A 22,374-nucleotide genomic window follows, 5' to 3' on the forward strand; every position below is an offset into this window, starting at 1 on the left:
GGACACTGCCGGATATGGAAGGACTTGAGACACGGATCACAGGTGAACACGGAACCGGATCACTCATTCGAAGGTCTCCCCACCATCGCACCTCACACCCCCAGGTGCCTGCCCGGGCTGCCGGAGGTGGGAATCAGGTAGGACGGAGGCAGGAAGCCGGCCCGGCGATCACACCCATGGGCCCGCCCCGACGGGACTACCATCACTGCCATGACCCGTGTACTGCTCGCCGAGGACGACGCGTCCATCTCGGAGCCGCTGGCCCGCGCCCTGCGCCGGGAGGGCTACGAAGTCGAGGTGCGTGAGGACGGACCGGGCGCGCTCGACGCCGGACTGCAGGGCGGCGTCGACCTGGTGGTGCTGGATCTCGGCCTGCCCGGAATGGACGGCCTGGAGGTCGCCCGCCGGCTCCGCTCCGAGGGGCACACGGTTCCGCTGCTGATCCTGACCGCCCGCGCCGACGAGGTGGACACCGTCGTGGGCCTGGACGCGGGCGCCGACGACTACGTCACCAAGCCGTTCCGCCTCGCCGAACTGCTCGCCCGGGTCCGCGCCCTGCTGCGGCGCGGCTCCACCGAACCCCAGCAGCCGCCCGCCACCCACGGGGTGCGCATCGACGTCGAGTCGCACCGGGCGTGGATGGGCGAGGAGGAGCTCCAGCTCACCGCCAAGGAGTTCGACCTGCTGCGGGTCCTGGTACGGGACGCGGGCCGGGTCGTCACCCGCGACCAGCTGATGCGCGAGGTCTGGGACACCACCTGGTGGTCCTCCACCAAGACCCTCGACATGCACATCTCCTGGCTGCGCAAGAAGCTGGGCGACGACGCCGCCAACCCCCGCTACATCGCGACCGTGCGCGGTGTGGGCTTCCGCTTCGAGAAGAGCTGAACCCGGCGGGGTCCGGCTCGGGGTAAGGGAACATGCGCCGTCGTCTGATCCAGTCCACGCTCGCCGTGGTGCTCGTCGTGATCGCCGTCTTCGGCGTCTCCCTGGTGATCGTGGAGACCCGCACGATCAGTGAGACCGCCAGGGAGCGGGTGGAGTCCGAGGCGGTACGGCTGGCCAGCATCGTCGACAGCCGGCTGCTCGTCGAGGACAAGGTCACCGCCGAGATCCTGAGCGACCAGATCACCGAGGACCGGTACGCCGTCGTCGACATCCCCGGCAAGCCGCCCATCGAGGTCGGCAGCAGACCGGACGGCGACGTCATCAGCGCGTCGGCGCCCGGCAAGGAGGGCGAGACGGTCACCGTCCAGGAGCCGCGCTCCTCGGTGACCCGGGAGGTCGGCCGGACGCTGCTGATCATCGGCCTGGTGGCACTGCTGGCGGTGATCGCCGCGGTGCTGCTGGCGATCCGCCAGGCGAGCCGGCTCGCCTCCCCGCTGACCGACCTCGCGGAGACCGCCGAGCGCCTGGGCTCCGGCGACCCGCGTCCCCGGCACCGCCGGTACGGCGTCCCCGAGCTGGACCGGGTCGCGGATGTGCTGGACTCCTCGGCCGAACGCATCGGCCGGATGCTGACCGCCGAACGCCGCCTCGCCGCCGACGCGTCCCACCAGTTGCGCACCCCCCTCACCGCGCTGTCGATGCGGCTGGAGGAGATCACCCTCACCGACGACCCGGACACGGTGAAGGAGGAGGCGACGATCGCGCTGGCACAGGTCGAGCGGCTGACGGACGTGGTGGAGCGGCTGCTGACCAACTCCCGCGACCCCCGTACCGGCTCCGCGGTCACCTTCGACCTCGACGAGGTGATCACCCAGCAGCTCGCCGAGTGGCGCCCCGCCTACCGCAGCGCGGGCCGGGCGATCGTCACGTCCGGCAAGCGGGAGCTGCGGGCGGTGGGCACGCCGGGTGCGGTCGCCCAGGTGCTGGCCGCGCTGATCGAGAACTCGCTGATGCACGGCGGTGGCACGGTCGCCCTGCGGACCCGGGTCACCGGCAACCAGGTCGTGGTCGAGGTCACCGACGAGGGGCCGGGCGTCCCCGCCGACCTGGGCGCCCGGATCTTCGAGCGGGCGATCAGCGGCCGCAACTCCACCGGCATCGGACTCGCCGTCGCCCGGGACCTGGCCGAAGCCGACGGCGGCCGCCTGGAGATGCTCCAGGCCAAACCGGCCGTCTTCGGCCTGTTCCTCTCCCGCACACCCCCGCAGAAGGAACCGGACGCCCACGGCCGGACGGTGCGCTGAGGAGGACGGCGGGACGCCTCCGCCGAGGCGTGGTCGGACACCCCCGGCTAGGGAACCCGCTGCTTCGGCCGGCGGCCCTCGGTGGCCGGAGGGGACCCCGCCACCGGCGCACGGGCCGGCAGCGCGCGGAACACCCAGGTGCGGTAGGACCAGAAGCGGAAGAGGGTCGCGACGCCGATGCCGACGAACTTGAAGATGTTGCTCTGCAGCGAGCTGTCCCAGCCGAAACCGTAGGTCGCCGTGTAGAGCACGCCGTTCTCGATCACCAGGCCGATGGCGCTGAAGAGCAGGAAGAGGGACATCTCCCGGGTGCGCCCGGACTTGTCGCGGTCCCGGTAGGCGAAGTACCGGAAACCGACGTAGTTGAAGACGATCGCCACGATGGTGGCGATGACGCTCGCCCGTACCACCTGGAGGTCGGTCACCTGGCGGACCAGGTTGAACACGCCCAGATTGACCAGTACGCCGGCTCCCCCCACCGCGCCGAACTTGGCCACTTCCCGGAAGAGCCGTCGAAGGCCCGGGGAACCGCGTTCCATCGCCTGCAGGCTCCCGTCCGTCGAATGCGTCAACCCGACCATGCTAACCACCCACCCGTGCGATCTTCCTGCGGACGCGGGCCGGGACCGCGCTCCCTCCCGCCCGACGGGTGCGAAATCGGCCACCGTGGCGCGGGCCGATACCCTGGGGGCGTGACGTTCCCGGTAGTCGGCATGGTCGGCGGGGGCCAGCTCGCTCGTATGACACACGAGGCGGGCATCCCGCTCGGCATCAGGTTCAAGATTCTCAGTGACACTCCGCAGGATTCCGCGGCGCAGGTCGTCGGCGATGTCGTCGTCGGCGACTACCGCGACCTGGAGACGCTGCGCGACTTCGCGCGCGGCTGCGACGTGATCACCTTCGACCACGAGCACGTGCCCACCGAGCACCTCAGGGCCCTGGAGGCGGACGGTGTACCCGTCCGTCCCGGCCCCGACGCGCTCGTGCACGCCCAGGACAAGGGCGTGATGCGCGCGAGGCTCGACGCGATCGGCGTGCCGTGCCCACGGCACCGCCTGGTCGCCGACCCGGGGGACGTGGCCGCGTTCGCGGCGGAGGGTGGGGGAGGGTTCCCCGTCGTCCTCAAGACGGTCCGCGGCGGCTACGACGGCAAGGGCGTCTGGGTCGTCCGTTCCGCCGAGGAGGCCGCCGAGCCGTTCAAGGCGGGTGTTCCGGTCCTCGCCGAGGAGAAGGTCGACTTCGTGCGCGAGCTGGCCGCGAACGTGGTCCGCTCCCCGCACGGCCAGGCCGTCGCCTACCCGGTCGTGGAGTCGCAGCAGGTCAACGGAGTCTGTGACACGGTCATCGCTCCCGCACCCGGCCTCGACGAGGAACTCGCGCTGCGTGCCGAGGAGATGGCGCTGAACATCGCGGGGGAACTCGGCGTCGTCGGCCACCTCGCGGTCGAGCTCTTCCAGACCCGGGACGGCCGCGTCCTGGTCAACGAACTCGCGATGCGCCCGCACAACTCCGGCCACTGGTCCATGGACGGCGCGATCACCTCGCAGTTCGCCAACCACGTCCGCGCCGTCCTCGACCTCCCGCTCGGCGACCCGCGCCCGCGCGCGAAGTGGACGGTCATGGTGAACGTGCTCGGCGGCGACTACCCGGACATGTACTCCGCGTACCTGCACTGCATGGCCCGCGACCCCCAGCTGAAGATCCACATGTACGGCAAGGACGTGAAGCCCGGCCGCAAGGTCGGACACGTCAACACCTACGGCGACGACCTGGACGACGTGCTGGAGCGCGCACGCCACGCAGCCGGCTACCTGAGAGGCACGATCACCGAATGAGCCCGGCCCACCCGTCCGACGACCACCGCCCCTCGACGAGCGCCGACGCGCGCCCCCTCCCTTCGGTGGGCATCGTCATGGGGTCGGACTCCGACTGGCCCGTCATGGAGGCGGCCGCCAAGGCCCTCGACGAGTTCGAGATCGGCCACGAGGTCGACGTCGTCTCCGCGCACCGCATGCCCCGCGAGATGATCGCGTACGGCGAGCAGGCCGCGGACCGCGGAATCAAGGTGATCATCGCGGGTGCGGGCGGCGCCGCCCATCTGCCCGGCATGCTCGCCTCGGTCACCCCGCTGCCCGTCATCGGTGTGCCCGTGCCGCTGAAGTACCTCGACGGCATGGACTCCCTGCTCTCCATCGTGCAGATGCCGGCCGGAGTCCCGGTCGCCACCGTGTCGGTGGCCGGCGCCCGCAACGCGGGCCTGCTCGCGGCCCGGATCCTCGCCGCCCACGACGAGGAACTCCTCGGCCGGATGCGGGAGTTCCAGCAGGAGCTCAACGACCAGGCCACGGAGAAGGGCAAGCGGCTGCGCGCCAGGGCCGAGGGCTCCGGCAACGGCTTCGGCTTCGGCAAGTGAGCGGGGTGGGTCCTGCCGTGAAGCACCTCGACGAAGCCCGCGCGCTGCTGGCCGAGTTCCCCGTCGTCGACGGGCACAACGACCTGCCGTGGGCGCTGCGCGAACAGGTCCGCTACGACCTCGGCGCCCGCGACATCGGCGCCGACCAGTCCGCCCACCTGCACACCGACATCCCCCGGCTGCGGGCGGGCGGGGTCGGCGCGCAGTTCTGGTCGGTCTACGTCCGCGCGGACCAGTCCGACCCGGTGCCGGCCACGCTGGAACAGATCGACTGCGTACGGCAGTTGCTGACCCGGTACCCCGAAGACCTGGCGCCCGCGCTGACCGCCGCCGACATGGAGGCCGCGCGCCGGCAGGGCCGTATCGCCTCCCTCATGGGGGCGGAGGGCGGCCACTCCATCGCCGACTCCCTCGGCACCCTGCGGGGGTTGTACGACCTCGGCGTCCGCTACCTGACCCTCACCCACAACTTCAACGTGGCGTGGGCGGATTCGGCGACGGACGAGCCGGGGGTGGGCGGCCTCTCCGCCTTCGGCCGGGAGGTGGTGCGGGAGATGAACCGGCTCGGCATGCTGGTCGACCTCTCCCATGTCGCCGCGACGACCATGCGGGACGCCCTCGACGCCACGTCCGCGCCGGTGATCTTCTCCCACTCCTCCGCCCGCGCGGTCTGCGACCACCCGCGCAACATCCCGGACGACGTCCTGGAGCGGCTGCCGGCCAACGGTGGCGTCGCGATGGTGACGTTCGTGCCCAAGTTCGTGCTCCAGGCCGCCGTCGACTGGACGGCGGCGGCCGACGAGAACATGCGCGCCCACGGATTCCACCATCTCGACACCACGGCCGAGGGGATGAAGGTCCACCGCGCCTTCGAGGAGACCCACCCGCGCCCGGTCGCGACGGTGTCCACGGTCGCCGACCACCTGGACCACATGCGCGAGGTGGCCGGCGTCGACCACCTCGGCATCGGCGGCGACTACGACGGCACGGCCTTCACCCCCGACGGCCTCGGCGACGTCTCCGCCTACCCGAACCTGATCGCCGAACTGCTCGGCCGCGGCTGGTCCAGGTCCGACCTGGCCAAGCTCACCTGGCAGAACGCGGTCCGCGTCCTGGCCGCCGCGGAGGACGTCTCCCGCGGCCTCCGCACCACCCGCGCGCCGTCCAACGCCACCCTGAACGCCCTGAGCGGCTGACAATCCAGCGGCTCGGGCGTTCGCCGCCCGGTCGGGAAGGCCGGAATCCTTCGTGCCGGCCGGCCTGCTCCTCGTGCTCCGGCCCGAGGCGCAAGCCGGCCCCGCCGATCGCCGAACACCGCCCCTACGGCTGTTCGATCCGGCACAGGCAGAAGGGATGCCCCGCGGGATCGGCGTAGACGCGGAAGTCCTTGCTCTCGTAGTCCTCGCGGTCCAGCACCCGCGCCCCCAGCGCCAGCACCTTCGCCTCGGCCGCGTCGACCTCCTCCCAGGTGCCCCCGGCGTCGAAGTCGAGATGGAACTGCTGGGAGCCGTGGTGCGGCCAGTCGGGCGGGGCGTACCCCCGCGCGCGCTGGAAGGCCAGCCGTGGCCCGGCGGGGATCTGGAGCACCACCCAGTCGGCGTCCTCCTCGACGGGAGTGCCGCCGCCGACGGCCGCGTAGAAGACGGCCAGCTCCCGCGGATCCGGGCAGTCGAGGACGACAGTGCGCAGGCGGGCCACGGCGGCCATGCGTTCCTCCAGGTGTCAGCAGGCGCAGAGGCAGAACGGGTGCCCCGCCGGGTCCGCGTAAACCCGGAAGGTCCGTGAGCGGTCCTCCGTCTCCAGGGGCTTCGCGCCGAGCGCCAGTACCTTCTCCTCGGCCGCGTCCAGGTCCTCGACGGTCAGGTCCAGGTGGAACTGCTGCGAGCGGTCCGCGGCCGGCCACCGCGGCGGCACGTGCCCCGGGGCGGCCTGGAAGGCGAGGACCGGACCGCCCGGCACCGAGAGGTCCACCCAGTCGCCCTCCCCCTCCACCGTGCCGCCCACGATCGCGGCGTAGAACCCCGCGAGCGCACGCGGATCGGGGCAGTCCAGGACGACGGCGCCCACCTTGGCAACGGACATGACTTCCTCCTCGGGTCGAAGTCTCGGGAGTTACCCCTATGTGCGGGTAACCAGTAACAGTTACTGCATGCTGCACCATAGGGAGTAACGCCGCAAGCGGACAAGCGGCCGGCGGACCAGAGGGAACCGGGAGGTACGGTCCAGGCATGAGTGAGCGAGCTGCCCCGCCGGGCGGGCCGGCCCTGGTCCAGGACCTGGTCAACACGCTGGATGTCGAGACGGGCGCCGACGCGCTGGACACCGCGGCCGGCCGTGAGCCCTTCGGGATCACCGAGGGTGAGGCCGACTCCGCCCGCGAACTGCGCGAGTCCCTCCGTGCGACCCTCCTCGCCCACGCCGGCCACCCCCCGCACCGTGAGGTCACCCCGCTCGGCGAACTGCTCGCGCGGGCACCCCTGGTGGTCACCGTCGAGACCGCCGACGGCTCGGCCGCCCTCGCGCCCGTCGACGGTGGGCCGCTGCTCTCCCGCGTCGCCGCCGCCGTCGCCGAAGCGGTCACCGCGGGTACCTGGAACCGGCTGAAGGCCTGTGAGGCCACCACCTGCCACTGGGCGTACTACGACCGCAGCCCCGCGGGGCGCGGCCGCTGGTGCTCCATGCAGGTGTGCGGGGCCCGCGCCAAGATGCGCCGGTACCGGGCGAAGGGGCCGTAGCCGCGCCGCGCCGCCGCCTGGTGGGGCAGAATGCAGAAGGACGCCGGTTCGGCCGACTGAGCCTCGGCCGAACCGGCGTCCCCTGTCACCTCGCGACCAGCTAGGCGGTGGGACGTCCCATCGCGCGGAACTGCCATCCGGCCTTGCGCCACACCTCCGCGTCGAGCGCGTTGCGCCCGTCCAGGATCAGCCGCTCGCCCGCGACCTCGCCCAGCTCCGCCGGGTCCAGCTCACGGAACTCCCGCCACTCCGTCAGATGCAGGACGACATCGGCGCCCCGCACCGCTTCCAGCGCCGAGTCGGCGTACCCCAGGGTCGGGAAGATGCCGCGGGCGTTCTCCATGCCCTTCGGGTCGTACACCGTGACCTGGCCGCCCTGCAGATGGATCTGCCCCGCCACGTTCAGCGCCGGCGAGTCCCGCACGTCGTCCGAGTCCGGCTTGAAGGTGGCACCGAGCACCGCCACCCGCTTGCCCAGGAAGGAACCGCCGCCCAGGACCTGCCGGGTCAGCTCCACCATCCGGCCGCGCTGGCGCATGTTGATGGAGTCGATCTCCCGCAGGAACGTCAGGGCCTGGTCCGCGCCCAGCTCGCCGGCGCGCGCCATGAACGCCCGGATGTCCTTGGGCAGACAGCCGCCACCGAACCCGATCCCGGCCCGCAGGAACTTCTTCCCGATCCGGTCGTCGTAGCCGATGGCCTCCGCCAGCCGGGCCACGTCGCCGCCCGTGGCCTCGCACAGTTCCGCCATCGCGTTGATGAAGGAGATCTTGGTGGCCAGGAAGGAGTTCGCGGACGTCTTCACCAGCTCCGCCGTCGGGAAGTCCGTCACCACGAACGGCGTGCCCTCCCCGACCGGGGTGGCGTACACCTCGCGCAGCAGCTTCTCCGCCCGCTCGCCGCGCACACCGACCACGATCCGGTCCGGGTGCAGGGTGTCCTGGACGGCGAAGCCCTCACGCAGGAACTCCGGGTTCCACGCCAGCTCCGCGTCCTCGCCGGCCGGGGCGTGCTCCGCCAGATAGGCGGCCAGCCGGTCGGCCGAACCGACCGGAACCGTCGACTTGCCGACGACCAGGGCGGGGCCCTTGAGGTGCGGCGCGAGCGAGGCGATCGCCGCGTCGACGTACGACATGTCGCAGGCGTACTCGCCGTGCCGCTGCGGGGTGTTCACACAGACGAAGTGCACATCGCCGAACTCGCCCACCTCGGCCCAGTCCATGGTGAACCGCAGCCGGCCGCTCGAGCCCTCGATCCCGGCGACATGCCGGCGCAGCAGCTCGTCGAGCCCCGGCTCGTACATCGGGACCTCACCGCGCCGGAGCTTGTCGATCTTCTCCGGTACGACATCCAGGCCGAGCACCTCGAACCCCAGCTCCGCCATGGCCGCCGCGTGGGTCGCGCCGAGATAACCGGTGCCGATCACGGTGATCTTCAGGGCCATGGGTGCTCCAGGGGGTATACGGCAGGCAGTGCGCGCCCGAGCATATCCGGGGGGCCGAAACGGGTACCGCCCGGCTGTCGTCAAGCTCACCTATCCACGACCGCGGATGAAGGCCTAAAATCGGAGTTACTTAACGGTAGTTAGCGTGATCGACATCGCAGTGTTCTGGAGCGTGAGAGACCTTGGCCGGATCGGCTGACTTCGACCTGTACCGCCCGTCCGAGGAGCACGACATGCTCCGGGACGCCGTCCGCGCACTGGCCGAGGCGAAGATCGCGCCGTACGCCGCAGCGGTGGACGAGGATGCCCGTTTCCCCCGCGAGGCGCTCGACGCGCTCGTCGCGAACGACCTGCACGCCGTCCACGTGCCCGAGGAGTTCGGCGGCGCCGGCGCCGACGCGCTCGCGACGGTCATCGTGATCGAGGAGGTGGCCCGCGTCTGCGCGTCCTCCTCCCTCATCCCCGCCGTGAACAAGCTGGGCTCGCTGCCGGTCATCCTCTCCGGCTCCGACGCGCTGAAGAAGAAGTACATGACCCCGCTCGCCAAGGGCGACGGGATGTTCTCGTACTGCCTCTCCGAGCCGGACGCGGGCTCCGACGCCGCGGGCATGAAGACCAAGGCGGTCCGCGACGGCGACACCTACGTTCTCAACGGCGTGAAGCGCTGGATCACCAACGCCGGCGAGTCCGAGTACTACACGGTGATGGCCGTCACCGACCCCGCCAAGCGCTCCAGGGGCATCTCGGCCTTCGTCGTCGAGAAGTCCGACGAGGGCGTCTCCTTCGGCGCCCCGGAGAAGAAGCTCGGCATCAAGGGCTCCCCGACCCGCGAGGTCTATCTGGACAACGTCCGCATCCCCGCCGACCGCATGATCGGCGAGGAGGGCACCGGCTTCGCCACCGCGATGAAGACGCTGGACCACACCCGCATCACCATCGCCGCCCAGGCCCTCGGCATCGCCCAGGGCGCCCTCGACTACGCCAAGGGCTACGTCAAGGAGCGCAAGCAGTTCGGCAAGCCGATCGCCGACTTCCAGGGCATACAGTTCATGCTGGCCGACATGGCCATGAAGATCGAGGCCGCCCGCCAGCTGACCTACGCCGCCGCGGCCAAGTCCGAGCGCGGCGACGCCGACCTCACCTTCCAGGGCGCCGCCGCCAAGTGCTTCGCCTCCGACGTCGCCATGGAGGTCACCACGGACGCCGTCCAGCTCCTCGGCGGCTACGGCTACACCCGCGACTACCCGGTCGAGCGGATGATGCGCGACGCGAAGATCACGCAGATCTATGAAGGCACGAACCAGGTCCAGCGGATCGTGATGGCCCGCAACCTGCCGTAGCGGCATCCTGCCGGCCTGCGCACACGACGCGGTCCCCGGCACGGTGCCCGGGTCCTGACGGTCCTCGCGACACCCGCGATCTGTGGGAGTCGCGAGGACCGTCGTCGTCGGAGGCCAGAATGGGGCGGCCTACGGGTTCGGCCGAGGGGCGGACACCGGTCAGGTTCCCTGCCCCGCGGGGACGAAGTTGGCGTACTCCTCGATGCGGGTGATCAGGCCGGCAGCGTCGAAGCGGAAGTACACCGCGGCGTGGACCTCGCCCCTCATGCCGTTCTTCGTGGCCACGTGCACCACGTGCTGCTGGAGGACCTCGCCCGGCTGAGCGAATTGCCGGGTGATGTCGTAGCTCATCGACTCGATGGTGTGTATCTGCCCCTCCATCCCCTCGACGTTCTCCTCGATGCTCTGCTCACCCTTCCCGTCGTTGTGCCAGACGGTCGCGGTGTCCGCGCACATCGAGCGCGCGGTGTCCCAGTCGGCCGTCTCCAGCGCGCGGAGGTACGCGGCGGCCTTGTTCTTCAGGTCCTGGCTCATGGTGCTGTTTCCTCTCGTCGGGGCGGAAGTCGGTGAAGGCGCGGGTCAGCGCGGGGTTTCCGGAGCGTGGATCAGCGAGCGTTCTCCTGCTTCGACGCGCATCCGCAGGTGGTTGCCGGGGGGCGAGAGGGGGCAGACGAAGACGTCCGGGTTGAGGTGGTGATGGGAGAGCGTGGCCTGGTTGAAGTCGACTCGTAGCGTGCTGCCGGGGTCCAGGAGGGGGAGGACGAGCCAGCGGCCGATCCGGGGGGTGTCGCTGCCGTTGGTCTCGTCGGTGAAGACCACCAGACGCTGGCCGGGGAAGTCCTGGAGGACGGCCAGCACGTAGGTGGTCCCGTCGATGGTGACGACCAGGTCGACCGGGGCCAGGATGGCCTCGGTGCTGCGCGGGGTGGTGAGTCGTCCCACCTCGATGCGGCGGCCCTCCGGGGCGGCTCGGTACCGGCCCTCCAGGACCCACGAGGGGTCGTAGGGGAAGGTGTCGATGCCGCTGAGACCGGAGCGTTCGACGGCTCCGTTGTCCATGACGACCAGTCCGTAGGAGCCGTCGGCGCCACCCGCGAAGCCGACGCGGTCGCCGGGAAACGCGAGTGCGCAGCCGGGCGGCACCACCGCCGTCCCGTCGACCGCGGTCCCGTCGACGGTGACGCCGTCGGCGGCCCGCGCCGTCACGGTGAGTTCACCGGCCTCGTCGGTGCTCCACGTGCCGGGCACACCGGGGAGCACATGGGTGCCGCGGCCTGTGATCTTTCCGTTGGCGACGACCTTGGCCTTGCCGTTCGGACCCGCGACCTCTTCCCACCGGCCCTTGCGCCACGCCTCGTACTCGGCCGGTGCGCCGCTTGTGGTGCCGTCGCCCGTCGTGGTCCGCCGGCCGGACGGTGACTGGTGTGCGGTCATGAGTGATCCTTTCCTCTCCGCCGCCGAACGCCTCACAGCGGGTCTGCGCCCGAGGCGGCCGTGCCGCACGTGGGGGTGTGCGGCTATGTGCGGCTATGAGGTCCATCCAAAAGCAGCAATGCCCAGAAGGCATCATTACTTGCGTACAAAGCAAGGAGGGTGAGGGGTGGGCTGCCCCCGGCGCAAGCCGTGCAGAACCCGGCCCGTCCCCGGTCCCGCGTGTCCGGGGAACCTCGCGGCGCGATCGGACACGGCGGGCTTCCCGGTGTGCGCGGTGTGGCGCGGTGTGGCATGGCGTGGTGCGGTGCGGTACGAGATGCGGTGCGAGATGGGCCGAGGGCTCCGGCCGCAGCGTTGCCGCTGTGGCCGGAGCCCTGACTCCGCGCACCGGTCCGTCCCCACGGTGGCCGGCGCGGGCCGGGTGTCGGCCGCCTCGCTACCGGACGGCTCACCCGGGGCCGGGGTGGTGCTCAGGCCCTGATCAGCTCGCGGCCCTTGTCCGGGTCCTCGGTGGCGGGCCCGGTGTTCAGCCGTTCACCCTCGACGTCGACAGAGGGCAGGAGCCGGTCCAGCCACGCCGGAAGCCACCATGCGTTCCCGCCGAGCAGGGCGAGGACGGCCGGCACGATCGCCATCCGGACGACGAACGCGTCGAAGAAGACGGCGATCGCCAGTCCGAAGCCGATCATCTTGACCAGCTGTTCACCGGAGCCGATGAAGCCGGAGAACACCGCGATCATGATCACCGCGGCGGCGGTGACCACGCGGGCGCCATGCCGGAAGCCCGTGAGGATCGCCTGTCCGGGGCCTTCGCCGTGCACGTATGCCTCCCTCATGCGGGTGACGAGAAAGACCTCGTAGTCCATGGCGAGGCCGAAGACCACGCCGATCATGAAGATCGGCATCATCGACATGATCGGGCCGGTCTGTTCCACGCCGAGGAGCGAGCCGAGCCGGCCCCACTGGAACACGGCGACGACCGCACCCAGCGCGGCGACCACGGAGAGCAGGAAGCCCAGAGCGGCCTTCAGCGGGACCAGAAGGGAGCGGAAGACCACGGTCAGGAGGAGGAAGGCGAGGCCGACGACGAGCGCCAGGTACGGCAGCAGGGCATCGTTCATCTTTTGGGAGAAGTCGACGTTCATGGCGGTGGCGCCGGTGACCAGGACCTGGCTGCCGGTGTCCGCCCTGACGGCGTCGCCCGCGTGCCTGATCCCATGGACCAGTTCCTCGGTCTCCACCGAGGACGGGCGGTCCTTCGGCACCACGGTGATCATCGAGGTGTCACCGGTCCTGTCGGACCGCGCGGCGGAGACGGCGGCGACCCCCTCCATGCCCCTGATCTCGTCGATGGTGCGGTCTGCCGCGCCCTTGTCCCCGTCGACGACGACGAGCAGCGGGCCGTTGAAACCGGGACCGAAGCCGTCGGAGAGCAGATCGTAGGCGCGGCGCTGGGTGGTCGAGGTGGGCTGGGAGCCGTCGTCGGGCAAACCCAGTTCCAGGCTGGAGGCGGGCAGAGCGGTCGCACCGAGGCCGATGACGCCGACGAGCAGGACCCAGACCGGGCGGCGCAGCACGAAGCGTGCCCAGCGGGTGCCCAGGTTCTCCCTCCCCGCGGCCGGCACCGTGACGTTCGCGTTCCGGTCCGGGGCGGCGGCCTTGCGCGCCCTGCGTCCGAGGACACGCTCGCCGGCGAAGCCGAGGAGTGCCGGCACCAGGGTCAGGGCGATCAGGACGGCGATCACCACGGTGCCGGCCGCCGCGAAGCCCATCTTGGTCAGGACGGGGATGTTGACGATCGCCAGTCCCGCGAGAGCGATCACGACGGTCAGCCCGGCGAAGACGACGGCCGAACCCGCGGTGCCGGCCGCGCGCCCGGCGGCTTCCTCCCGTGGGCGCCCCTGGGCCAGTTCCGCCCGGTAGCGGGAGACGATGAACAGGGCGTAGTCGATGCCGACCGCGAGGCCGATCATGAGGGCCAGGGTCGAGGCGCTGGTCCCCAGGTCGAGCACGCCGGCCAGGGCGGTGATCGACGAGACGCCGGTACCGACGCCGATGACCGCGGTGAGCAGCGGCAGGCCGGCGGCGATCAGGGAGCCGAATGTGATGACCAGGACGACGGCCGCGATGGCGATGCCGATGACCTCGCCGATGCCCTGCTCGGGCTCGGCCTGGAGCGCGTCTCCGCCGATCTCGACCGTGAGCCCGCCGGCCCGGGCGTGTTCGCCGGCCTGTGTCAGGGCCTCCTTGGTGCGGTCGGTCAGCTCCATGGCGCTGACCTCGTAGGACACTTGGGCGTACGCGGTCGTGCCGTCCGTGCTGACGGCGCCGGAGCGGGGCGTGAACGGGTCGGCGACGGACGCGACCTGGCTCGAGCCGGTGCCCAGGTCCTTGATGGTGTCGGCGATGGCCGTCCTGTTGGCCGGGTCGGTGACCTTCTGGCCTTCGGGAGCCTTGAAGACGACGCGGGCGGTGCCTCCGTCGGCGCCGGCGCCGGGGAAGCGCTCGTCGAGCAGGTCGAAGGCCTGCTGCGCCTCCGTACCCGGTACGGAGAAGGTGCTGGGAGCGGCGGGGGGCGCGGAGGCCGCGCCGAACCCGGCGAGGGCGAACAGTGCCACCCACAGCAGGGCGACGAGGCGTCGTCGCCTGAAGGCGAACTGTCCCAGCTTGTAGAGGAAGAGGGCCATGTGAACGTGCTCCGGTCAGGTCGTGTGCGAAACGGGCAGGAGAAAGCAGCCCGACGACGAGAGCGGTGCGTCACAGGGGGCTGTGTGTGCTGGGGGCTGTGTGTGGGGGGCGGAGGGGGCCGGTCATCCGGCCCGGGGCGGCCGCGGATGATGTGGCCTGTGCTGGACCCGGCCGGCGGCGGTACCGCCGCGACTGGGTCGGTGTTCGTCTCGGCCGTGACGCGTCTGCGGGGGCCGGGACCAGTCGGTCAGTCGTGACGACGCGCGGCCCAGACGGTGCGCTCGGTGCGCACCGTGAGGTCGTCGCGACGCAGGATGCTGTGCGGGCTGTCGGTGTCGAGCAGCCGGTCGAGGGCGGCGACGTCGTACGTCGACAGGGCGTCGACGGCTCTGTGACGCAGGCGCTGGAGGGTGCCGAGGGCGTAGGCGCCGACCGCCGGGTCGCCGGCCCCCGCGATGTCGACGGTGACGGTGCGTTCGCCGTCGAGCGAGAAACCGGCGGCAGTCAGCTTGGGCCCCCAGTCGGCCCCGCGGTGGGGCACGTGGTGGGCGTGGAACTGCTGGGCGGCGGCGTGGCAGCGCTCCTCCAGGCCGGGCCGCTCCCTCGGGGCGTCCGCGGGCAGGAAGCGCGGAGGGCCGGCCAGTTCCACGACGGCGAACAGCCCTCCCGGCGCGAGCAGGCCGTGCACGGTGCGCAGCGCCTGGTCCGGGTCGGCCATGTGGTGCATCGATGCGGACGCCCACACGAGGTCCGGGCTGCCGAGGTCCGGCCAGTCGCTCTCGTCCAGATCGGCCAGGAGCGTGCGCACCCGATCGTCCACGCCCAGGGCGCGGCTCTTCTCCCGCAAGCGCCGCAGGTGGCCGGCAGAGGCGTCGACCGCCCGTATCCGCGCGCCGGGGAACCGGTCGAGCAGGGCGAAGGTGCCCGCACCCGTACCGCAGCCGAGGTCGACGATCTCGCGTGGGGGCGTCCGGACGGGCAGCCACTGGGTGAGGGCGGCCATGTGCCCGGCCAGGACTTCCGCGTCCAGGTCGAGGATGTCCGCCTGGCCGTCGGTGTCGTGCTGGGGGTGAGGGCGGTGAGGCGCGTGGTTCATGACCTCACGGTAGGACCGGCATGCGCGTATCGCGTGCGCTATCCCGGTCTAGGCAAAGAGGTCGGCGCATGGCGTGCCGGATACGCAAACCCGTACGTCCGGATCGATGTCGGTCACGCGCAGGAGACGCCGCCGTCGCCGTCACCGGTGCGCTCGCCCTTGCCGTCGCGCTGGTGGCCGCGACGGGCGTCTCGGTCGAAGATGCCCAGGATCTCGCACGGTCCGCCCTCGGCGCCGATGGCATGGGGCAGCATGGTCGGGAACTCCGCGGCCTGGTTGGTCTCGATGCGGAAGCGGCGGTGTCCCAGCATGAGGACCGCGGTGCCGGAGAGGACGACCAGCCATTCGTGTCCCGGGTGGGCGCGCATCCGGGCGGGATTGTCCGGCGGCGGCTCGGTCATCCGCTGCCGCACGACGCTCACGCCCGGGTCTCCCTTGACGGGCCAGCGCATGAGCCCGTGGGCGCCGTCGATCATCGGGCTGGTGACGACATCGTCGGACGCCGTCTCCACGAGCTGGTCCAGCGATGTGTCCAGGGCGCGGGCGAGGGTGACCAGTTGGTCGAGGGCCAGACGGCGCTGGCCGTTCTCGATGCGGCTCAGTGAGGACTGACTGATCTTGGCCCGGTTGGCCAGTTCCTCGAGCGACCATCCCTGTGCCACCCGCAGGGCGCGGATCCGTTTGCGTACCAGGCTGTCCACATCACCATTGTCTTGCGTCATGGGCAACATTGTATGCCCTTCTTGCAATCCGCGGTTAGTTTCGGACGCGAAGGCCCCGGAACCGGCGGGCCGGCACGAACGAAAGGACCGCGTCATGGCTACCGCGACCGCCCGTACGCGGCCAGGCGCCTCCGCCCTGGCCGGCTCGCACCTCAACGCTTCGCCGGCCACGGCGGACACCGACGCCGCCCTCGCCGCCGGCCAGGGCGCCAGGACCGCCTGAACGTCAGGCCGGGCCGGGCCTCCGGCACGCGGGGCCCGTCGTCCACTCCGTCCCACCCGAGCGGCCGGCCCCGTTCCGGCGCCCCGTCCGCATGCCCCTTTCGAGAGGAACCCATGAGTACGCACCACCCACCCCAGGCGACGGCCGAGGAAGGCGGAGGCGCGCCGGACGCGCGTCAGCTGCGCGGCATCCTGGTCACCGTCTCCATCGCCCTGATGGCCGTGATCGCCTCCGTGACCGGGCTGAACGTCGCGCAGACCCACCTCGCGGTCGAGTTCGACGCCTCGCAGAGCACCGTTCTGTGGATCATCAACATCTACACCCTGACCCTGGCGGCGCTGCTGCTGCCGCTCGGCGCGATCGGTGATCGCCTGGGCCGCAAGCCCATGCTGATCACCGGACTCGTCGTCTTCGGCATCGCGAACACGGTGGCCGGCTTCGCCCCGAACGCCGAAGTGATGCTGGCCTCACGTGTGGTCGCCGGCATCGGAGCGGCCGTGATCATGCCGATCACACTGGCCGTGATCACCTCCACCTTCCCGGAGGAGGAGCGAGGCAAGGCGATCGGCGTGTGGACCGGTGTCGCCGGTGGCGGCGGCATCCTCGGCATGTTCCTGTCCGCCCTGCTCATCGATGTGGCGGACTGGCGGTGGATGTTCGTCCTGCCCGTGGTCCTGGCCGCCGGCGCGCTGGCGATGACGCTGAAGTCGGTGCCCAACTCCCGCGAGCGCTCCGCGCATTCCTTCGACACCGTCGGCGCGCTGATCTCCGTCGTCGCCGTGGTCGGGCTCATCTTCGTCCTGCAGGAAGGCCCCGAGCGCGGCTGGACCGACGCCGTGACGCTCGTCAGCCTTGCCGTCGGGCTCGTCGCCACCGTGGCCTTCGTCGCCTGGCAGTTGCACCGCCGCGACGCCTCGCTCCTGGACGTGCGCCTGTTCCGCGAGCGCGGTCTGGCCGGCGGCTCCCTCACACTGCTCGTGGTCTTCGGCGTCCAGGCCGGTATCGCCGTGGTCCTCTTCCCGTTCTTCCAGGCCGTGCTGGGCTGGTCCGGGCTGCTGTCCACCCTGGCGCTGATGCCCATGGCCGTCATGATGATGGTGATGTCCGGCGTGGCCCCCAGGATGGCCGCCCGCGTCGGCTCCCGCCCGACCATGGCCACCGGTATCGCCCTGGGCGCGGCCGGTCTGGCGCTGATGGCCCTGTTCGTCTCCGCCGACGGCGGCTACCTGACGATTCTGCCCGGCATGCTCGCCATGGGTATCGGCATGGGCCTGGCGATGACACCGTCCACCGAGGCCATCACCATGTCGCTGCCGCGCGAGAAGCAGGGCGTCGCCTCCGCGCTCAACGACGTCACCCGCGAGTTCGGCACCGCGCTCGGCGTCGCCCTGCTCGGCGCCCTGGTCTCGGCCGGCTACCGCAACGCCATCGACGACAGGCTCGACGGTGTACCGGCCGGCAGCGCGCACACCGCACGCCAAGGCATCGCCCATGCCCTCGAGACATCGGGCGGCGCGGGCTCCCATGCCCAGGACCTCGTGCACGCCGCACGGCAGTCCTTCGTCGACGGCTGGCAGCAGGCCATGTGGGCAGGCGTGGCCGTCATGGGCATCCTGTTCGTCTACATCGCCCTGCGCGGACCGAAGAACGCCACGCCCGCCCCGGCCACCGAGGCGGAAGCCGTCGAGGCCGAGGCCGTCCCCGCCCGCTGACCCGGAGCGGCGGGCGCACCCGTCACAAGAGGTTCCGGGGCCCGGCACGGCGCTGTCCGGCCCCGGCCCCACGGCCCCGTCGATCCTCCGAACCGGAAGAGGACCAGCAGATGAGCACGATCGAACTGACCGCGCGATCCTTTGACGAGGTCATCTCCGACAACGACTTCGTGGTGATCGATTTCTGGGCCGAATGGTGCGGTCCCTGCCGCACGTTCGGCCCGGTCTTCGAAACGGTCTCCGCCAGACACGAGGACATCGTCTTCGGCAAGGTCGACACCGCCTCACAACGCGACCTCGCCCAGGCCTTCCAGATCACGTCCATCCCCACCCTGATGATCGTGCGCGAGAGGATCGCCGTCTTCCGCCGGCCCGGCGCCCTGCCCGAAGCCGCCCTCGACGGACTTCTCGCCCAGGCCCGCGACCTCGACATGGACCAGGTACGCGCTTCCCTCGCCGCGGAGGGCGGGAAGAACAGGTAGCGCAAGGAAGCGGCACGCCGGCCGCAGGACTCGTCACAGGGCCGGGCCGCGTGCCTCGCGCTCTCCGTGCCGAAGAGGCCGGCGAGGCTCCTGGACGAGGAGGTCACGGACGGTCTTCCGGGCCGGCTCCGGGCCGGGAGCAGCTCACAGGAAGCGCCGGACCGGGGTGACCGCCGCTTCGGCGAGGCGCTCGGGCAGCGGGCGGCGCTTCCAGCGGGCCGGATCGACGGGCTCGCTCAGCGCGCGGTCGGCATCGAAGTCGGCGTCCAGCGACGCGGTGAAGTCCTCGTCGAGGACGGCCAGCATGACCTCCTCGTCGTGCTCCATCGAGCGGCGGTTGAAGTTGCTGGAGCCGATGAGGGAACAGACGCCGTCCACCGTGATGATCTTCGTGTGGAGCATGGTCGGCTGGTACTCCCGCACCTCGACGCCCGCTTCGGCCAGGGCCTGGTAGTACTGCCGCCCGGCCAGCAGACAGGCCCGCTGGTCGGTGTGCGGTCCGGGCAGCAGGATCTCCACCCGCACCCCCCGGCGGGCGGCGTCGGCCAGCAGGCCGATGAAGTACGCGTCGGGCGCGAAGTAGGCCGTGGAGAGCCGGAAGCGCTCCCGCGCGGAGGTGATCACCACGCGCAGCAGCGTCTGCATGTCCTGCCAGCCGAAGCTCGCCGAGCCCCGCACCACCTGGACCGTGGCGGTCCCGGGCTGCTCCTGGGGGGTGAAGCGGTCGTGGTCGTCGTACAGGTCCTCATGACACTCCGCCCAGTTCTGGGCGAAGGCCGCGGCTATGCCGTCCACGGCGGGCCCCCTGACCCGCACATGGGTGTCGCGCCACTCGCCCGGGTTCCGGGCGTCGCCGCACCACTCCTCGGCGATACCGACGCCCCCGGTGAACGCGGTGTGCTCGTCGGTGACCAGCACCTTGCGGTGACAGCGGTGGTTCTGCCGCATCGGTGACAGCCGCGTCGGCTTGCGGAACCAGGCCACCTGGACGCCGGCCTCCGCCATGGCGTCCAGCAGATCCGGCTCGATCTCCTTGGCGCCGAATCCGTCCAGCAGCAGTCGTACGCGCACTCCCGCGCGCGCCCGGTCGGCCAGCGCGCCGGCGAACTCCCGCGCGATGTCGCCCCGCCAGTACACGAAGGTCATCATGTCGACGGTGTGTTCCGCCGCGCGGACCGCCGCCAGCATCTCGGGGAAGATCCGGTCGCCGTTGCGCAGCGGCACGAGTTCGTTGCCCTCGGTCGCGGCGATGCCGAGGAGCCGTTCCAGCCGTCTGCGCAGCCGTTTTCTCTCCGCCTGTGGTGTCATGCGTCCTCTCCCCTGTGGTGCTCGTCGGGTCCCGACGGCGTCGCCGGTCGGGCCCGTGGGCCCTCTCTCTTGTTGCCGTTGCCGGTGCTTTCAAGCAGGGAGGCGCGGCACGCGGAGGGGGAGGGCCGGGGGCGGCTGGCGTCCTGTGGTGGTCATGGGGCGAGGGGCGTAGGACGGAGGTGCGGGGCCGACCGTCGGTGCCCGCCGCCCCCCGGGAGGAACCATGACCCAGCAGCAGCCCACGACGATGGAACCGATGAGCAGGGAGATGCAGGACTGCGTCCAGGCCTGCATGTCCTGCCACGGTGTGTGCGAGGAGACCATGAGCTCCTGTCTGCAGACGGGCGGCCAGGCCCGGATGCCGATCCTGCGGGCGCTCATGGACTGTTCGGAGATGACCCGCATGTGCGCCGACATGATGATGCGCCGCTCACCGCTGGCGGACGAGATGTGCATGATGTGCGCGCAGGCCTGCGACCTGTGCGCCGAGGCGTGCATGTCCATGCCGGACGACGACCGGATGATGCGCTGCGCGGAGTCCTGCCGCCGCTGCTCCGAGATGTGCCGTGCCATGGCCGGCAGCACGATGTGACCGTGTCCGGGTGTCCGTCGTCAGTTGCCCTTGACGGTGACCTTCTCGTCCTTGTTCAGCTGGCTCACCAGCTGCTTCACCTTCGCCTTGTCCCACAGCAGGTTGCCGCCGGTGCTGCCCGCGAGCGGCATGTTCATGGAGGTGCCCTCGCCTCCGGTGACGCCCTTCATCGACCAGAACATGTCGGCCAGGTCGAACAGGCCCATGTCCTCGTCGACGATCAGGGAGTCCAGGCCGGCACCCATGGTCGGGTACAGCTTGAAGGGGTTGAGGACCGTGCCCGGGGTGGCCACCTGGCCGGCGAGGGCCGAGAGGAACTTCTGCTGGTTCTTCGTGCGGTCCAGGTCGGAGCCGGGCAGCGCGTACCGGGTGCGCACGAAGGCGAGGGCCTCCTCGCCGTTCAGGGTCTGCTTGCCCTTCCTGAAGTCGGCGCCGGACTTGGTGTCCTTGATGTCCCGCGGGATGTCCATCTCCACCCCGCCGACCGCGTCCACGATGTTCGCGAAGCCGGCGAAGCCGATCTCCACGTAGTGGTCGATGTGCAGTCCGGTGTTGAACTCGACCGTACGGACCAGCAGTTCGGGCCCGTCCTCGGCATACGCGGCGTTGAGCTTCACCTGCCGGCCGGTCCCGGGGTAGGTCTTGCCCGACTCGGACCCCTTGAAGGAGGGGATCTCGACGTTCGAGTCACGGGGCAGCGATATCAGGGTCGGGCCGTTGTCCCCGGTGTGCAGGATCATCACCGAGTCCGTGCGCTTGCCCTCGGCGGAGCCGGTGCGCAGCTTCTTCTTGTCCTCGTCGGACAGGCCCTCACGGCTGTCGGAGCCGACGATCAGGTAGTTGGTGCCCTCGCCCTTCTCGGGCCGCTCGATCACCTTCGACAGGTCGACCTCGCGGTTGAGCTTGGAGTCGGCCCAGAAGTACGTGCCGACGGTCGTCACGACCAGCACGGTCACGACCGTGATCGCCGTCCACTTGATACGGCGCCGCCAGTCGGGCGCGGGCCGCTGCGGGCCGTAGGCGCCTTCACCGCCACCGGGACCGCCGCCACCGGGGCCGCCACCGGCGGGCGAGCCGTAGACCTGGCCGGTGTTGTAGCCGCTGTCGAAGCCGCCGTGGCCGCTGCCGTCCACGTACGAGGGCTGCTGCGGAACTCCGCCGTACCCGGCCTGCCCGGCAGGGGCCGCCTGACCGCGGCGCACCTGCCGCATGACACGGGCGCTCTCGGGCTGTGCGCTCCCGCTCCCGCGTCCGTAGCGACTGCCGCGGTTGTTGTCGGACCGTGCCTCGGGCCAATCATTCATGGGAGACAGTGTGCAGGTCCGGGCGGTGCGCCATGCAAGAGTCGTCGGAAAATCAGAGCAGTGCTGTTGCGAAGCCGGCACAAACCGGGGCGGACCCCACCTCGGCATAAGGTGGAGTCCATGACAGACCAGGCCCCAGCCGCGGCAGCGGAGCGTCCGGACATACCGGGCAAGTCCATCGCGGCGTCCCGTACGACCCTCAGCCACATCATGACGCACAGCGACACCAACCTCCTCGGTACGGTGCACGGCGGAGTGATCATGAAGTTGGTGGACGACGCCGCGGGTGCCGTCGCCGGCCGGCACTCGGGAGGGCCGGCCGTCACCGCCTCCATGGACGAGATGGCCTTCCTCGAGCCGGTTCGCGTGGGTGACCTGGTCCATGTGAAGGCCCAGGTCAACTGGACCGGCCGGACCTCGATGGAGGTCGGGGTGCGGGTGCTGGCCGAGCGCTGGAACGAGTCCACTCCGGCCACCCAGGTCGGCTCCGCGTACCTGGTGTTCGCGGCCGTCGACGCCGACGGCAAGCCGCGCCGGGTGCCACCGGTGATACCGGAGACCGAGCAGGACAAGCGCCGCTACCAGGAGGCCCAGATCCGCCGCACCCACCGGCTCTCCCGCCGCCGCGCCATCATGGACCTGAGAGAGAAACGAGCCGCCGAAGGCTTCGACGACTGACCCGGGGGCGG

23 protein-coding genes are annotated in these 22,374 nt (G+C 71.0%); 12 read left to right on the top strand and 11 right to left on the bottom strand.

Annotated features, from left to right (window positions below):
- The first annotated feature begins 210 nt into the window (after positions 1 to 210).
- Complete coding sequence (locus tag HTV45_RS20790) at positions 211 to 888, top strand: response regulator transcription factor (protein ID WP_215207327.1); 678 nt, start codon at positions 211 to 213, stop codon at positions 886 to 888.
- Positions 889 to 920: 32 nt separating this feature from the next.
- Complete coding sequence (locus HTV45_RS20795; RefSeq protein ID WP_215207328.1) at positions 921 to 2,192, top strand: ATP-binding protein; 1,272 nt, start codon at positions 921 to 923, stop codon at positions 2,190 to 2,192.
- Between the two features lie 47 nt (positions 2,193 to 2,239).
- Here the strand turns inward: HTV45_RS20795 and HTV45_RS20800 are convergent, their stop codons facing one another.
- Positions 2,240 to 2,731 carry a GtrA family protein gene (locus HTV45_RS20800; protein WP_215207373.1) on the bottom strand — a complete coding sequence of 164 codons (492 nt, stop codon included), beginning with the start codon at positions 2,729 to 2,731 and terminating at the stop codon, positions 2,240 to 2,242.
- 153 nt (positions 2,732 to 2,884) lie between these two features.
- Here HTV45_RS20800 and HTV45_RS20805 point away from each other — a divergent pair, with 153 nt between their 5' ends.
- The 3 genes from HTV45_RS20805 (at position 2,885) to HTV45_RS20815 (ending at position 5,801) form a co-directional block, all read left to right on the top strand.
- Entirely contained in the window at positions 2,885 to 4,027 is a 1,143-nt protein-coding gene (locus HTV45_RS20805; RefSeq protein WP_215207329.1) for a 5-(carboxyamino)imidazole ribonucleotide synthase, read from the top strand.
- A 77-nt stretch (positions 4,028 to 4,104) separates the two neighbouring features.
- Positions 4,105 to 4,605 (top strand): 5-(carboxyamino)imidazole ribonucleotide mutase, encoded by a 501-nt coding sequence (gene purE / locus HTV45_RS20810; RefSeq protein ID WP_215207374.1) that lies wholly within the window; start codon positions 4,105 to 4,107, stop codon positions 4,603 to 4,605.
- Positions 4,606 to 4,622: 17 nt separating this feature from the next.
- A complete protein-coding gene (locus HTV45_RS20815; RefSeq protein ID WP_215207330.1) occupies positions 4,623 to 5,801 on the top strand; it encodes a dipeptidase in 1,179 nt (392 codons plus the stop codon).
- 124 nt (positions 5,802 to 5,925) lie between these two features.
- On the opposite strand, the gene HTV45_RS20820 is transcribed toward HTV45_RS20815, so the two are convergent.
- Together HTV45_RS20820 and HTV45_RS20825 are read right to left on the bottom strand one after the other, a co-directional pair.
- Positions 5,926 to 6,312, bottom strand: a complete 387-nt coding sequence (locus HTV45_RS20820; protein ID WP_215207331.1) for a VOC family protein — start codon at positions 6,310 to 6,312, stop codon at positions 5,926 to 5,928.
- Positions 6,313 to 6,327: 15 nt separating this feature from the next.
- On the bottom strand, positions 6,328 to 6,687 hold the full coding sequence (locus HTV45_RS20825; RefSeq protein WP_215207332.1) for a VOC family protein: 360 nt from the start codon (positions 6,685 to 6,687) through the stop codon (positions 6,328 to 6,330).
- A gap of 146 nt (positions 6,688 to 6,833) precedes the next feature.
- On the opposite strand from HTV45_RS20825, the gene HTV45_RS20830 reads away from it, so the two are divergent.
- Positions 6,834 to 7,340 (top strand): CGNR zinc finger domain-containing protein, encoded by a 507-nt coding sequence (locus HTV45_RS20830; protein WP_215207333.1) that lies wholly within the window; start codon positions 6,834 to 6,836, stop codon positions 7,338 to 7,340.
- Positions 7,341 to 7,440: 100 nt separating this feature from the next.
- Here HTV45_RS20830 and HTV45_RS20835 read toward each other — a convergent pair whose 3' ends face one another.
- Positions 7,441 to 8,784 carry a UDP-glucose/GDP-mannose dehydrogenase family protein gene (locus tag HTV45_RS20835; RefSeq protein ID WP_215207334.1) on the bottom strand — a complete coding sequence of 448 codons (1,344 nt, stop codon included), beginning with the start codon at positions 8,782 to 8,784 and terminating at the stop codon, positions 7,441 to 7,443.
- A gap of 182 nt (positions 8,785 to 8,966) precedes the next feature.
- Between HTV45_RS20835 and HTV45_RS20840 the strand changes: the two genes are divergently transcribed.
- A complete protein-coding gene (locus HTV45_RS20840; RefSeq protein WP_285899667.1) occupies positions 8,967 to 10,124 on the top strand; it encodes an acyl-CoA dehydrogenase in 1,158 nt (385 codons plus the stop codon).
- 159 nt (positions 10,125 to 10,283) lie between these two features.
- On the opposite strand, the gene HTV45_RS20845 is transcribed toward HTV45_RS20840, so the two are convergent.
- The 5 genes from HTV45_RS20845 to HTV45_RS20865 form a co-directional block, all read right to left on the bottom strand.
- Entirely contained in the window at positions 10,284 to 10,658 is a 375-nt protein-coding gene (locus HTV45_RS20845) for a nuclear transport factor 2 family protein (RefSeq protein WP_215207335.1), read from the bottom strand.
- A gap of 45 nt (positions 10,659 to 10,703) precedes the next feature.
- A complete protein-coding gene (locus HTV45_RS20850; protein WP_215207336.1) occupies positions 10,704 to 11,558 on the bottom strand; it encodes a DUF1684 domain-containing protein in 855 nt (284 codons plus the stop codon).
- Between the two features lie 470 nt (positions 11,559 to 12,028).
- Complete coding sequence (locus HTV45_RS20855) at positions 12,029 to 14,245, bottom strand: MMPL family transporter (RefSeq protein ID WP_215207337.1); 2,217 nt, start codon at positions 14,243 to 14,245, stop codon at positions 12,029 to 12,031.
- A gap of 248 nt (positions 14,246 to 14,493) precedes the next feature.
- Entirely contained in the window at positions 14,494 to 15,342 is an 849-nt protein-coding gene (locus tag HTV45_RS20860; protein ID WP_215207338.1) for a trans-aconitate 2-methyltransferase, read from the bottom strand.
- A 113-nt stretch (positions 15,343 to 15,455) separates the two neighbouring features.
- Positions 15,456 to 16,073 carry a helix-turn-helix domain-containing protein gene (locus tag HTV45_RS20865; protein WP_215207339.1) on the bottom strand — a complete coding sequence of 206 codons (618 nt, stop codon included), beginning with the start codon at positions 16,071 to 16,073 and terminating at the stop codon, positions 15,456 to 15,458.
- 85 nt (positions 16,074 to 16,158) lie between these two features.
- Between HTV45_RS20865 and HTV45_RS34865 the strand changes: the two genes are divergently transcribed.
- From HTV45_RS34865 to trxA, 3 genes are all read left to right on the top strand, one after another.
- Positions 16,159 to 16,287 carry a hypothetical protein gene (locus tag HTV45_RS34865; protein ID WP_285899668.1) on the top strand — a complete coding sequence of 43 codons (129 nt, stop codon included), beginning with the start codon at positions 16,159 to 16,161 and terminating at the stop codon, positions 16,285 to 16,287.
- Between the two features lie 113 nt (positions 16,288 to 16,400).
- Positions 16,401 to 17,999 carry an MFS transporter gene (locus tag HTV45_RS20870; protein WP_215207340.1) on the top strand — a complete coding sequence of 533 codons (1,599 nt, stop codon included), beginning with the start codon at positions 16,401 to 16,403 and terminating at the stop codon, positions 17,997 to 17,999.
- 110 nt (positions 18,000 to 18,109) lie between these two features.
- A complete protein-coding gene (gene trxA, locus HTV45_RS20875; protein ID WP_215207341.1) occupies positions 18,110 to 18,481 on the top strand; it encodes a thioredoxin in 372 nt (123 codons plus the stop codon).
- A 144-nt stretch (positions 18,482 to 18,625) separates the two neighbouring features.
- Here trxA and HTV45_RS20880 read toward each other — a convergent pair whose 3' ends face one another.
- Complete coding sequence (locus HTV45_RS20880; RefSeq protein ID WP_215207342.1) at positions 18,626 to 19,789, bottom strand: phosphatidylserine/phosphatidylglycerophosphate/cardiolipin synthase family protein; 1,164 nt, start codon at positions 19,787 to 19,789, stop codon at positions 18,626 to 18,628.
- A 223-nt stretch (positions 19,790 to 20,012) separates the two neighbouring features.
- Here HTV45_RS20880 and HTV45_RS20885 point away from each other — a divergent pair, with 223 nt between their 5' ends.
- Complete coding sequence (locus tag HTV45_RS20885; protein ID WP_215207343.1) at positions 20,013 to 20,381, top strand: four-helix bundle copper-binding protein; 369 nt, start codon at positions 20,013 to 20,015, stop codon at positions 20,379 to 20,381.
- Positions 20,382 to 20,401: 20 nt separating this feature from the next.
- Here HTV45_RS20885 and HTV45_RS20890 read toward each other — a convergent pair whose 3' ends face one another.
- Positions 20,402 to 21,685 carry an LCP family protein gene (locus HTV45_RS20890; protein ID WP_215207344.1) on the bottom strand — a complete coding sequence of 428 codons (1,284 nt, stop codon included), beginning with the start codon at positions 21,683 to 21,685 and terminating at the stop codon, positions 20,402 to 20,404.
- 120 nt (positions 21,686 to 21,805) lie between these two features.
- Between HTV45_RS20890 and HTV45_RS20895 the strand changes: the two genes are divergently transcribed.
- Positions 21,806 to 22,363, top strand: a complete 558-nt coding sequence (locus HTV45_RS20895) for an acyl-CoA thioesterase (RefSeq protein ID WP_215207345.1) — start codon at positions 21,806 to 21,808, stop codon at positions 22,361 to 22,363.
- Positions 22,364 to 22,374: the final 11 nt, after the last annotated feature.

It is taken from the genome of Streptomyces sp. CHD11, assembly GCF_018638295.1.
Classification (GTDB): domain Bacteria; phylum Actinomycetota; class Actinomycetes; order Streptomycetales; family Streptomycetaceae; genus Streptomyces.